The 12,852-nt window shown below is 65.8% G+C and carries 11 protein-coding genes; 6 read left to right on the top strand and 5 right to left on the bottom strand.

The window, feature by feature from the left end; translation table 11 throughout:
- Nucleotides 1–13 precede the first annotated feature (13 nt).
- The 5 genes from IDF66_RS04780 to IDF66_RS04800 are packed head-to-tail and all read left to right on the top strand — an operon-like array spanning nt 14 to nt 4,052.
- On the top strand, nt 14–763 hold the full coding sequence (locus IDF66_RS04780; RefSeq protein ID WP_190265874.1) for an SDR family oxidoreductase: 750 nt from the start codon (nt 14–16) through the stop codon (nt 761–763).
- A complete protein-coding gene (locus IDF66_RS04785) occupies nt 760–1,629 on the top strand; it encodes an NAD(P)-dependent oxidoreductase (RefSeq protein WP_190265875.1) in 870 nt (289 codons plus the stop codon). Before IDF66_RS04780 ends, IDF66_RS04785 begins: the two co-directional genes overlap by 4 nt.
- Nucleotides 1,626–2,009 carry a carboxymuconolactone decarboxylase family protein gene (locus IDF66_RS04790; RefSeq protein ID WP_190265876.1) on the top strand — a complete coding sequence of 128 codons (384 nt, stop codon included), beginning with the start codon at nt 1,626–1,628 and terminating at the stop codon, nt 2,007–2,009. Before IDF66_RS04785 ends, IDF66_RS04790 begins: the two co-directional genes overlap by 4 nt.
- Nucleotides 2,006–3,367 carry an alpha/beta hydrolase domain-containing protein gene (locus IDF66_RS04795; RefSeq protein WP_344870177.1) on the top strand — a complete coding sequence of 454 codons (1,362 nt, stop codon included), beginning with the start codon at nt 2,006–2,008 and terminating at the stop codon, nt 3,365–3,367. Before IDF66_RS04790 ends, IDF66_RS04795 begins: the two co-directional genes overlap by 4 nt.
- Nucleotides 3,368–3,398: 31 nt before the next feature.
- Entirely contained in the window at nt 3,399–4,052 is a 654-nt protein-coding gene (locus IDF66_RS04800) for a PaaI family thioesterase (RefSeq protein ID WP_190265877.1), read from the top strand.
- A gap of 80 nt (nt 4,053–4,132) precedes the next feature.
- Here IDF66_RS04800 and IDF66_RS04805 read toward each other — a convergent pair whose 3' ends face one another.
- The 3 genes from IDF66_RS04805 to IDF66_RS04815 are packed head-to-tail and all read right to left on the bottom strand — an operon-like array spanning nt 4,133 to nt 8,927.
- Nucleotides 4,133–4,852 carry an ABC transporter ATP-binding protein gene (locus IDF66_RS04805; protein WP_190265878.1) on the bottom strand — a complete coding sequence of 240 codons (720 nt, stop codon included), beginning with the start codon at nt 4,850–4,852 and terminating at the stop codon, nt 4,133–4,135.
- On the bottom strand, nt 4,849–7,635 hold the full coding sequence (locus tag IDF66_RS04810) for a branched-chain amino acid ABC transporter permease/ATP-binding protein (RefSeq protein ID WP_190265879.1): 2,787 nt from the start codon (nt 7,633–7,635) through the stop codon (nt 4,849–4,851). Before IDF66_RS04810 ends, IDF66_RS04805 begins: the two co-directional genes overlap by 4 nt.
- 47 nt (nt 7,636–7,682) lie before the next feature.
- Entirely contained in the window at nt 7,683–8,927 is a 1,245-nt protein-coding gene (locus tag IDF66_RS04815; RefSeq protein WP_190265880.1) for an ABC transporter substrate-binding protein, read from the bottom strand.
- Nucleotides 8,928–9,257: 330 nt separating this feature from the next.
- Between IDF66_RS04815 and IDF66_RS04820 the strand changes: the two genes are divergently transcribed.
- Nucleotides 9,258–10,196: an amidohydrolase family protein gene (locus IDF66_RS04820; protein ID WP_190265881.1), complete on the top strand. Its 939-nt coding sequence runs from the start codon at nt 9,258–9,260 to the stop codon at nt 10,194–10,196.
- A gap of 13 nt (nt 10,197–10,209) precedes the next feature.
- On the opposite strand, the gene IDF66_RS04825 is transcribed toward IDF66_RS04820, so the two are convergent.
- The gene (locus IDF66_RS04825; protein WP_164308587.1) at nt 10,210–10,956 is read right to left on the bottom strand and encodes an amino acid ABC transporter ATP-binding protein; all 747 of its coding nucleotides are present in this window, start codon (nt 10,954–10,956) and stop codon (nt 10,210–10,212) included.
- A 5-nt stretch (nt 10,957–10,961) separates the two neighbouring features.
- Nucleotides 10,962–12,713, bottom strand: coding sequence for an ABC transporter substrate-binding protein/permease (locus IDF66_RS04830; RefSeq protein WP_164309316.1), 1,752 nt, complete (start codon nt 12,711–12,713; stop codon nt 10,962–10,964).
- Between the last annotated feature and the right edge of the window lie 139 nt (nt 12,714–12,852).

A 12,852-nucleotide genomic window follows, 5' to 3' on the forward strand; every position in this document is an offset into this window, starting at 1 on the left:
AGAAAGCAGGACAATGAGTTCCGACAACCGCTCGAACCGCTTCGCCGGCAAGACCATCATCGTGACCGGTGCCGCCGGAGGCATCGGTGAGGCCTACGCCCGCGCACTGGCAGGCGAAGGCGCCAATGTCGTGGTCGCCGACCTCAACGACGAACAGGGCAAGCAGGTCGCCGCCGACATCGGCGGTCTCTACGTCAGCACCGACGTCGCCGACGAGCAGTCGGCGCAGGCCCTCGCCACCGCTACGGTCGACGCCTACGGCACCATCGACGGACTGGTGAACAATGCCGCGATCTACGGCGGTATGAAGCTCGATTTCCTGATCACCGTGCCGTGGGACTACTACAAGAAGTTCATGAGCGTGAACCTCGACGGGGCGCTCAACGTCACCCGCGCGGTCTACCCGCACATGAAGGACGGTGGCGCCATCGTCAACCAGTCCTCCACCGCCGCTTGGCTCTACAGCGGCTTCTACGGCCTCGCGAAGGTCGGCGTGAACGGCCTCACCCAGCAGCTGGCCACCGAACTCGGCGGCCAGAACATCCGCGTGAACGCCATCGCGCCGGGTCCGATCGACACCGAGGCGACCCGCTCGACCACACCCAAGGAGATGGTCGCCGACATCGTCAATCGCCTGCCGCTCAAACGTTTCGGTACCCCTGAGGATCTCGTCGGCATGTGCCTGTTCCTGCTGTCCGACGAGGCAGGTTGGGTCACCGGACAGATCTTCAACGTCGACGGCGGACAGGTCATCCGATCATGACGGTGCGCCTGGGTTACGTCGGTCTCGGCAACATCGGCGGGCCGATGGCTGCCCGCCTGGCCAAGTGGGAAGGTGGCCTGACCGCCTTCGACCTCTCCGAAGAGGCGCTCGGGAAGGTCGTCGACCAGGGGGCCACCGCCGCCACCTCACTGGGCGACCTGGCGACAAAGGCAGACATCATCGGCATCTGTGTCCTCGATGACGCCCAGGTGCGGACCGTGGTCGCCGGCGACGGCGGCCTGCTGAGCGCCGCCGCACCGGGGACGATCATCACCGTCCATTCGACGATCGGCCCCCAGACCGCCGTCGATCTGGCCGCGGAATGCGCCGAACACGGTGTGACCCTGCTGGATGCGCCGATCTCGGGCGGCGCAGCCGGTGCCGAACAGGGCAGACTGGCCATCATGGTCGGCGGAGACCGCGCTTCCTACGAACAGCTCAAAGAGCCCTTCGGTCTGGTCGCGGGCATGCTCGTCCACGCGGGCGACGATGTCGGGGCCGGCACCAAGATGAAGCTGGCCCGCAATCTCCTGCACTTCATCTCGTTCACCGCAGCATCCGAGGCAGCCAGGCTCGCAGAGGCCGCCGGGATCAGTATCACCAAGCTGGGCAAGGTCGTTCGGCACACGGATGCGATCACAGGTGGTGCCGGGTCGATCATCCTGCGCGACACCACCGACGAGATCGCACCCGACGATTTCTGGTATGACATCTTGACACCGGTACGCAGGCTCGGTGAGAAAGACCTGTCGCTCGCACTCGAACTCGGACGTGAGCTCGGCGTCGATCTGCCGCTCGGCGACATCGCACTCCGCGACTTCGCCATCGGGCTGGGCGTGCCGCACCGAGAAGGAGAGGACGCATGACGTCAGCTGACGAGACCACCAGCCCGCAACGCCGAAAGGGCCTGGACATGATGTCCAAGGTCTACGGCTGGGAGATGTCGGACGGACCGGGAGACTTCTTCGCTCATACCGCCGACCAGGTGTTCGGCGAGGTCTGGACGCGGGAGGGACTCTCGGTCCGCGACCGCCGCCTGATCCTGCTCGGCGCCCTCGCCCAGGCGGGCCAGATCGACGTGGCCGAGATCCAGGCCGGCGCAGCGCTGGCGAACGGTGAACTGACGGCCGAACAACTCGAGGAGATCAGTCTCTTCCTGTGCTACTACGTCGGCTGGCCATTGGGTACCAAGATGCATTTCATGTTCGGGAACGTCATCGGGAAACACCAGAAGAAGCAGAAGTGACTGCTGGAGTCGACTTCACGGAGCTGACCGGGGGCGGCGGCTGCTCGATCATGAGCGCCACCCCCGGCCCCGACCTGGAGGCCAATGGCTTCCAGGAGAACGAATATGCCGCATCCGGGGTCGCGACCCGCTACGCCCACGCGGGCCCCGGATCGGTGGTACCACTCGGCGAGGACAAATTCGCGACGCGCGTCCTCGTGCGCAGACCGCGTCTCGATGCCGATTTCAACGGCACTGTCGTCGTCGAGTGGCTGAACGTCAGCAGCGGGTCGGACGCGGCACCCGAATACACCTACCTGGCCGAAGAACTCGTCCGTGGTGGTTACGCGTGGGTCGGCGTCTCGGCTCAGTACACCGGCGTGATGGGCGGGTCCGGCTCGGTGGGCGGTCTCGGCGAAAGCACAACGGCCACGCTCGCGGCCAAGGACCCGGAACGCTATTCCGGCCTTCATCATCCGGGAGATGCATACTCTTACGACCTCTTCGGGGCCGTCGGGAGGTCGCTGCAGTTGCCGTCCGCTGCGGGCGCCGGGCATCCGCTACGCGGACTGTCCGTTCGGCGACTGCTCGCCGTCGGCGAGTCACAGTCGGCAATGGCGTTGACGACCTATGCCAATCTGTTCGCCGCCGAGCACGCGGTGTTCGACGGTCTGTTGATCCACAGCCGCGCGGCCGCCGGGCTGTCGCTGGGAGAGGCAGGCACCGCCATCGATGTCGATACCGTGTTCGCCCAGGAACCGGTGACCATCCGAACCGATCTGCCCATCCCGGCCTTCATCGTTCAAACCGAGACCGACGTGCTGACGAACTTCCGCTTCTACCGGGCACGCCAGCCCGACACCGATCGGCTGCGGGTCTGGGAGATCGCGGGCACCTCGCATGCCGACCTCCACCAGATAGGACCGTACGAGCACATGCTCGGATGTCCGACTCCGGTCAACCGCGGGCAACAACGATTCGTGTTACGCGCCGCATTGCGCCATCTACGCGACTGGGCCGACGGCGGGCCGGTGCCCCCGGCTGCGGCGCCCCTGGAGCTCGACGACGTCTCGGACACAACGCAATTCGCTCTCGACGAGGTCGGGAACGTCCGAGGTGGCGTCCGCACACCGTGCGTGGACGCGCCGACCGAGATCCTGAGCGGCATCGTCGGCGACGACGTCCCGCGCATCTGCGTGCTGTTCGGCTCCACCTTGCCGATCGCACCGGAGATCCTGGCCTCGCGATACACCGGACGCGCCGATTATGAGCAGCGCTACCGGGCGGCCACCACGGCAGCGGTCCAGGCGGGTTTCATCCTGGCGGCCGACCGTGACGAGGCTCTGGCCGACGCCCGTCCCGACGTGATCCCGGACTGACCCACTCGCTGACGGCAGGAGACAAGGAATCATGGAATTCACACTCGAAGACATCTCCGCGCAGGAGTTCGAACGTCGTCGTGAGCTGTTCGGTCCTCTCGCAGATTCCGTTCGCGAACTGATCGACGCGGTGATCCGCACCGAGGTCGACGAGGACATCGTCCATGACGCCCACGCTCAGATCGTCTCGGTGGTGGAATCATTGCGCACCAGGCAGATCGAGGGCTCCTTCGGCGTGCGGCACACCGCCGACATGAAGGGCATGCCGTGGGGAAATGCGGTGATCGGCCTGCGGAACGCGGTGGCTCCGCCCTTGCAGTTGACCAGGCAGGACAACGGTCTGGTGACCACCGATTTCACCCTCGGGGCCGCATATGAGGGGCCGCCGGGCTGTGTGCACGGCGGGGTGTGCGCGATGGTCCTCGACCACGTCCTCGGTCAGGCCGGCAGCGCCGACGACGTCCCCTGTTACACCGGCACCCTCACGATGAGATATCTGCGCCCGACACCGCTCGGCCGATTGCATGCAGAGGCCATCATCGCCGAACGCGACGGGCGCAAGAAGATCGTCCGAGGAGCGATCTCTGATGCGCATGGCGAGACCGTCACGGCTGAAGGCGTTTTCATCGTCCCCAAGGACTGGGCGGGCGTCATGCCCGAGACTCCGCGCCCACCGGCCCGTTGATCCGGGCTGCGCAGACCTGATGCGCCACGCGTAAACCTGATCATCGACGCGCAGAACGCAATAGCCGACACCACAATGGGTCAGTCGGAGCCGCCGAGATACGCGTGCTCGATCCGCCCCAGGTCGTGGGCCAGCACAGACGAGTCATCCGTCAGCCTCACCTGGCCGTGTACCAGCACGATGGCACGGTCGGAGACCTCGAGGGCGAGCCGAACATGCTGTTCGACCAGGATCACAGCCGTGCCACTCGCCGCGACATCACGCAGAACCGGCAGAATCGACTGCACCACAACCGGTGCGAGACCCATGCTGAGCTCATCGATCAGCAGAACCCTCGGCCGCTGCAGCAATGCTCGGGCGATCGCCAGCATCTGCTGTTCCCCGCCTGACAACTGCCCTGCGGCCACTCCGAGCCGCGGGTTCAACGCCGGAAAGTGCTGGAGTACTTGCTCGAGAGACTCGCGCGCAGCGCGGCGCCCTCGCCCCCGGATCGCCAGTCGCAGATTCTTCTCGACGGTCAGTCGGCGGAACAACGCACGGTCGTCGGGGACCAGGACCACGCCCGCGCGGACCGCAGCGCGTGGCTTCCCCGAGGGCAGTACCGTGCCCGAAACCGAAACCGAACCACCCAGACCGGGCAACAATCCGGCCAACGACATCAGCAGGGTGGTCTTACCGGCACCGTTCGGCCCCAGGAGCGCGACGACCTCGCCGGCCTGCACCGTGATGTTCAGGTCGCGTACGCACGGGGCCGAGCGCGCGTAGCCGGCGTCCAGATCCGTGCACTCCAACAAGGTCATGACGGCACCTCCTCGGTCGTCGCCGCGGGCGAACTGTCCATCTGCTTCTCCGCAACGTGGTCGGACGATCCCACAGGCGCGCCGAGATAAGCACCGATCACCGCCTCGTTCGAGCGGATCTCTTCCGGTGTCCCGGTGGCGATCACCGACCCGAGGTCCAGGACGATCACGCGATCGCAGATGCTGAGGACCAGGTCCATGTCGTGGTCGACGAGCAACACGGAGACGCCGAACCCACGCGCTGCCCGAAGGCGCTCCCCCAGCCAGCTGCTCTCCGTGCTGTCGAGCCCGGCCGCGGGTTCATCGAGCAATGCGACCCGCGGCCGCCCCGCCAGGACCCTGGCCACCGAGACCAATTGCCGCTGTCCCTGGGAGAGATCTGCGGCCACGACATCGGCCAGATGCCGGATCTCCAACAATGTCAGCACGGTGTCGACGACGTCGGTGGTGTCTCCCGACAGGCGCGCGGCGCCGACGGTCACGTTCTCGGCCACGGACAACTCGTCGTAGAGCTCGATGTCCTGGAACGTGCGGCCCAGCCCCAGACGGCCCCGCCGATGGGGTGCGAGTCCACTGATCTCTGTGCCGTCCAGGACAACTCGACCGTTCGATGACGCAAATCCGGAGATCGCATCGATGAGCGTCGTCTTGCCCGCCCCGTTCGGACCGATGAGACCGATGATCTCGCCCTGCCGGAGGTCGAAACTCACGTCGTCGACCGCAACGACGGGACCGTAGTTCACGCTCACCCCCTCGACCGAGAGAACCGTCTTCGCACCCACGGCCGGGGCCTGATCGATCACCGATGTCATCGACGACCCCGGAACGGGTGGGGTGTCGACCACCGCGCTCCGCCGGGCGACGGCCGGAACGCGGATTCGATGGAGGTACCCGGCAAGGCCATCCGGACTGGTGACCACGGTGAGCACCAACAGGATTCCGCTCGCGAGCATGTAGTAGTCACCGAAGGCCAGGTAGCGATCGGAGATGAAGTAGAGGACGCCTCCCGGGGCCAGTAACCCGGCCAGGAGCCCGCCCGATACCGACGTCACGCCTGCCACGTAGAAGACTGCGAACAGCCCGATGCCGGCGAAGACGGTGTACGAACTCGCGGTGGCGATCGTCTGCTGATAAGCGAGCAAAGCGCCACCGAGACCGGCAACGAACGACGCGATGGCGAAGGCCGACAACTTGGTCACACCCACATTGATCCCCGCGGCTGCTGCGGAGCGTTCGTTGGCCCGCACTGCCAGCATCGAGGCCCCGAGCGCGCTGCCACGCAGCCCTGCCACGCACCACGCGACCGCTGCGAGTACGACGAGGCAGACCAGCCCGAACGCGACTCTCGGATATCCCTCGCCTGACCCGATTCCCAGATCGAGGCCGAACAGCGTCGGCGATTCGATCGGCGCACCCTGCATGCCGCCGTTCATGCTCGGGTTCCGGAACCAGAAGGCCTCCAAGAAGACCGCGAGGGCCAGCGTCGCGACCATCAGCGGCAATCCACGCACGCGTAGAGCCGGAAGGCCCACCACGACACCGATCACCATCGCTGCGCACGCTGCCAGGATGGGCGCGAGCGGGAACGGGATGCCGAGGTCGGAGGTGAACCGGCTCAGTCCGAAGGCGCCAACGCCCGCCAGCGTGAGCTGAGCGAGCGAGACCTGACCGGTGTAGCCGGTCACCACCACCTGGGACAGAGCGATGACCGCGAAGATCATCGAGGCGATGACGGCGAGGCGCAGGCTGCCCGACGTCGCGAACAGGACGGCGACGGCGACCAGACACCCGATCAGTCCGGGGACCACCACGCGGCGAGGGCGTGGCGATCGCCCGAGATCGTGGCGCGTGAGCGAACCCCGACCCGGTATGGCCTGTCCCCGGACAAGGAGGAAGACGACGATCAGCAGGAGTGGAACAGCCTCTGCCACGCCCGCATCGGGGAACCATGCCAGGGTGGCCTGCAGGTTGGTGGCCTCGGATTGGAGCATCCCGATCACGAGTCCGGCGCCGACCGTCAGCGCGATGGCGGAGAAGTTGCCCACCAATGCCGCGGCCAGTGCCGGCACGATGAACATCGTGTAGGCAACCGGATTGAGCGGGACGATGGGCGCGATGACGATCCCGCCGAGGCCGGCCGTTGCCGACGACAGCGCCCAGTTGCTCACCGCGATCCGATCCGGCGAGAGGCCGGTGACCAACGCACCCTTCTCGGACTCGGCGGCCGCCTCGGTCGAGATGCCGAACCGGGTGTAGCGCAACACGAGTCCGGCACAGATGGCCAAGCCGATGACCACCGCCGCCAGCCAGAGGCGATCCGTGGACACCGCACTGTCGCCGATCCGGATGACACGCGGGGTAAAGATCGCACTCACGGTCGGGGTCTCGGTGCCGACCCGCAGTGCGATGAGCGCCTGGATCACGAGCATCAAGCCGATCGACGCGACCGCCTTGGCCAATGCCGGGGCCGTTCGCATCTGGCGGAATACCAGCAGATAGAGCACGACACCGAGCAGCGCCGAGATCAGCACCGAGACAACCATCGCCGGCAGAATGGACCAGTCGCCCCCGAGGTCGATCGTGGCGGGGAACCCCGGGATCGGGTTCAGGAGTTCGCCATGCCGCAGAAAGCCGTAGGTGTAGGCCGCATACAGAGCGACGGCGCCGGTCGCGAAATTGACGACGCCCGAACTCTTGAACGTCATCACCAGAGCGAGTCCGAGTGCCGCGTAGACCGCGCCGTTACCGAGGCCGAGCGCCAGGAAAGCGAGATGTTGAGTCATGTACGCCCCCGATCGGGGGCCGCGCTGCGGCCCCCGATCCTCCAGAACTAGTTGTTGACTGCGACGGTGTTCTCGAGCTTCGTATCAGCGTTGACGTCGCTGACCAGAATTGACTTGCTGCACAGAGACTTCAGTTGCGGAACGGCAGTGCCGTCACAGCTGAAGGTGAGGCCCGGTGCGGCAGGCAACGGAACATTCTTGGCGGACGACAGTGCCGTCATGAAAGCCTGTGGCGTGACCGGTCCGGTGAGCGACTTGCCGACCTCACCGAGCGACATCATCACCTGATAGCCGAGGTAGGCGAGGCCCGCCGGATCGGTGCCGGCTGCGTAGGTGGCCATCACGCTGCGGTACAGCTCCGAGGAAGGATCATCCGAGTCGAGTTTGACCGTGGTGAATGCCTTTGCCCCGGTCACTGCGTCGGCGCCCACACTGTCGATGACCTGCTTGTCCAGGCAGCTGGCGATGAGGTACTTCTTGACCGTCGGCGCCGCGGTCTGCAATGCCTTGATCGTCGAGATGCATTGGCTGGTCTCACCCAACACGGTGACGGCACCTGGATTGTCGGCCAGACCGGCGGTGATCTGAGGTGTCGGGTCCGCGGCAGACGCCGGGATCGTGATGACGTCCATCTCGACACCCGCCTGCTTGAATGTCGGCACTCCGATCGCCTTCACCGAGGACGCGGCATCGCCCGCGTCCGAGATCACAACCGCGACCTTCTTGACTCCTTCTTTGGCCGCAGTGGCGGCTTGACCTGCAAATACAGCGAGGATGCCGCCCGAGAGCATGAACGAACCAGGCGTCATCATCTCGACCTGCGAGACGGGCGCCTGGGCCACGTAGGGAATGCCGGCGCCCGCAACGATCGGCAACATGACCGCACCCTGTGAGCCGAACGGTGCGACGACGACGGAGACCTTCTGTTCGACCATCTGGTTGGCACAACTCGTGGCCGACGCGGGGTCCTCCTGCTCCTTGCAGACGACCAGGTCGATCTTGTGACCACCGATCCCGCCGCCGTTGTTGTTCAGGTATTGCGTTGCGGCCTCACCACCTTCGCGGACCATCGGCACCGTGATCGGACCACCCTCCGGGGTGATGAAGCCGACCTTGATCGGGCTTCCGGTGGCTGCGTTCGACGGCAATGCCGAGGTGGCACCCGCGGAAGTGGTGGAATCCGAGGAACTGTCGTCGGCGCACGCCGACAATCCCCCCAGGGCGAGCACGGCGACGGCGCCGACCGTTGTCGCCGTGCGGAGGGCACGCTTGACCGATTGCGATGGTTTCACTGCTGGTCCCTTCAGAGGTGAACGACGGACCCGGACGGTTCACGAGCCGCAGTGGAGCCGCCGGCCGAACATCGCGCTGGTCATGCAGCTTCCGGCAGAACTGTAACGCGTTGCACTTGCCGTTCGGCTCGAATTGGAGAAACCCGACAACCCTGCCCCGCCGATCCAAGTTGGTCACTCGCCCAACATATTTAGCGCTCACGCCGGCACCCGCACGGCACGTCCGCGGCCCACCGGCGTTGGCATCTCGGTGACCACCAGCTTGCTCATGACTCACCCGAGCACCGGGCCGCGGACCGCGCGACCGTCGACGGTAGTAGCGTCGAAGGAGTGAACAGCGCTGTTCCCGACCGACCCGCATCCGCCGCCGAAAGCCTGCCAGAACCCTTCAGTTCGGCGGAGACCCAGCGTCTGCGTGACGCCTGGCAACACCTCGGCGTGCCCGGCCTGATCGACGTCCACACCCACTTCATGCCGAAACCGGTGATGGACAAGGTGTGGGCGTACTTCGACTCCGCGGGTCCCCTGATCGGACGCGAGTGGCCGATCGCCTACCGCGCCGACGAGGACGTCCGCGTCGCGACCCTGCAGGACTTCGGGGTGCGCGCGTACTCGTCCCTGGTCTATCCGCACAAACCGGACATGGCCGAGTGGCTGAACGGGTGGGCGGCCGATTTCGCGGCGCACCATCCCGACTGTCTGCAGACCGCGACGTTCTATCCGGAGGAGTCGGCGCCCGCCTACGTCTCGAAGGCCATTCAACACGGCGCGCGGGTGTTCAAGTGCCACATCCAGGTCGGCGACTTCTCACCGCTGGACTCTCTCCTCGACGGCGTCTGGGCGCAGATCGCCGACAGCCAGGTCCCGGTCATCATCCACTGCGGCTCGGGTCCGGCTCCCGGGACACATACCGGTCCAGACCCGATCGCCGCACTGCTGCACCGTTTCCCGTCGCTGCCGCTGATCATCGCGCACATGGGAACTCCCGAATACGTCGAGTTCCTCGATCTCGCCGAGCGCTATCCGGAAGTACGGTTCGACACGACCATGTCGTTCACCGATTTCTCCGAGGAGGGCGCGCCGTTCCCGAAGAGCGAACTCCCCCGGTTGCGCGACCTCGGCGACCGCATCATGTTCGGCAGCGACTTCCCGAACATCCCGTACCCGTATACCCACGCACTCGAGGCCGTCGCGCGCCTCGATCTCGGCGACGACTGGCTACGCGGTGTGCTCTATGAGAACGCCGCCGAGTTGTTCGGGGTCGGCTGAGGCCGGCAGCCTCTCACAACACCTGAGACAGGAAGGCGCGCAGTCGTTCTGATTCCGCTGCGTCGAAGATCTGTTCGGGATTGCCGGTTTCCACCACGGCGCCGTGATCCATGAACAGGACGCTGTCGGAAACATTGCGGGCATAACCCATCTCGTGGGTGACGACGACCATCGTCATCCCCTGCTCGGCGAGGTCGGCCATCAGCGCCAACACCCCTTTGACGAGTTCCGGGTCGAGCGCCGACGTCGCCTCGTCGAAGAACATCACCTGCGGTTCCATCGCCAGCGCCCGGGCGATCGCCACGCGCTGTTGCTGTCCGCCGGACAGACTTCCCGGCCGCGCGTCGGCTTTGTTGGTCAGGCCGACGATCTCGAGCTGGCGCATCGCGACCGCACGGGCCTCCTCCTTGCCGAGACCGCGCAACTTACGCGGCCCGAGTGAGATGTTGTCCACGACGGTCTTGTGCGGGAAGAGGTTGAAGTGCTGGAACACCATGCCGATCCGACGCCGGAGCTCGTCGGGATTGTCCCGCAGGACCGATCGGCCGTCGAGGAGCACGTCGCCCTGATCGGGTTCGTGCAGCCGGTTGAGCACTCGCAGCAGCGTCGACTTCCCGGACCCCGATGGCCCGATCACAGTCGTCGTGGTCCCTGCATCGACCTGGATGTCGACCCCGCGCAATACGTGGTTCTTGCCGAACGACAGGTGCAGGTCGGTACCGGTCAGGGAGACCGCCTCGCGTGCGGTGATGGTGTCCATTTCGCTCATCCCTTCTCGACCGCGGTCACCGGCAGCGGGTCGTCTTCGACGTCGGCCGGACGGCCGGTGCGCAACCGGTTGTCGATGTGGTTCACGAGGTGTGTGAGAGGAATCGTCAGCACGAGATAGACGATGCCCGCCGCCACCAGCGGCGAGAGGTTGCCGGTCTGCGCGTTGAGGTCCCGACCGACCGCGAACAACTCTCGTTGACTGGCGAGCAGGCCGAGGAAATAGACCAGTGAACTGTCCTTGATCAGGCTGATGAACTGATTCATCAGTGCTGGTAGGACGCGCCGCACACCCTGCGGGATCACGACGAGCCGCATCGACTGCCGATAGCTGAAACCGATGGCGCGTGAGGCCTCCATCTGCCCGTCGTCGACGCTCTGGATACCCGAACGGAAGATCTCGCCGATGTAGGCAGCGGCGAGCAGTGCCAACGCGACGGCGCCGAGCCAATAGGGGTTGTTTCCGGTGAGGTTCTTGACCACCGGGCCCACCCCGAGACCGACGAGCAGGATCACCACCACGGCGGGCAGGCCGCGGAAGATGTCGGTGTACACGCGGGCAGGCCAGCGCAGCCATCGTGAGCGGGAGATGCCGGCAACGGCCAGCAGCATGCCGATGATGGTCCCGAGGACACCGGACACGAGCGACAGGATCAGGGTGTTGACCAGTCCGGTCTTGATCAGGTCGGGGAAGGACTCCCGGTAGAGGTCCCAGTTGAAGAACGTGCTGCCGAGTTGGGCGAAGGTTCCCTTCGGCGCGGTCGACTCCTCCGCCTTGCCCGCGTTCTCGGCTTCGTTCTCCTTGGCGATGGCGGCGAAATCCGGCAGTTTCGGCTCGGGTGCTGCCTTGCTGCCGGGTTTCCAGCCGTCCGGCAGTTCACGCGGTACCCAGTCGGTGTACAGCTTCGCATAGGTGCCGTCGGCGATGATGGCGTCGAGTCCGGAGTTGAGCGCCGCGACGAGTTCCGGTTTGTTCTTGCCGACCGCCCAGGCAACGAAGTTGTTGACGCTGAAGGTGTTCTCGACGATGGCGGTGCCGTCACCGTCCTTCACCGCTCCTTCCGCCTGCTGTGAGGGCGCCACCCAGGCGTCGATCTGGCCGCTCTTCAGGTTCGCGTACGCGGTCGCATAGTCGGGGAACTTCACCGGGTCGAGCTTGAGCGTGTTGATCACGTAGTCGTCCTGGACCGTGCCCTGGACGACGCCGATCCTGGTGGAGTCGCTCAGGTCCGAGAAGCTCTTGATCGATCCGCTCGTCGGTGCGACCAGCGAGAAATAGCCGAAGTCGTAGCCGTTGGTGAAGTCGACCGTCTTGCGTCGCTCGTCGGTGGTGGTGATCGACGACGACCCCACGTCGAACCGGTTGTTGGCCACCTGCGAGAGCAGTCCGGCGAACTCGGTCCCGGAGAACTGGATCTGCAGGCCGAGCTTGGCCGCGACCGCTTTGAGCAGCTCGTTGTCGAAGCCGGTGAAGACACCCTGACCGTTCACACAGATGCTGGGGCCGGCGTCGGACAGCGTGCCGACCGAGATCGTGCCGGGTTTCAGCAGGCCGAGAGCATTGGTGTCGATCTGGTCGACCGGGGTCGTGGTTGCGGTGGTGTAGCGGTCCTCGCCGCCCTGATCCGCCGCCGCCATGTTGGTCGGGGCCGCCGATGCCGACGCCGCACCGGCGGGCGTGCAACTGTCCGGCGGCGCGGCGGCAGCAGGCGGAGCCGCACCACCGACGGCGGCCATCAGACCGATCATGGCCACGACCACCAGGAATGCCAGGTGGCGGACCGGTCTGGGAGCGGAGCGAGCCGAGGCCGGACGGGTGGCAGTCACCTCAGCACATTAGCGAGCGACGACCGCGAACACCCAACACTTCCGCTCATCACTGCGCGAA

The sequence above is a fragment of the Gordonia hankookensis genome (assembly GCF_014673215.1).
GTDB classification, from domain to species: Bacteria; Actinomycetota; Actinomycetes; order Mycobacteriales; family Mycobacteriaceae; genus Gordonia; species Gordonia hankookensis.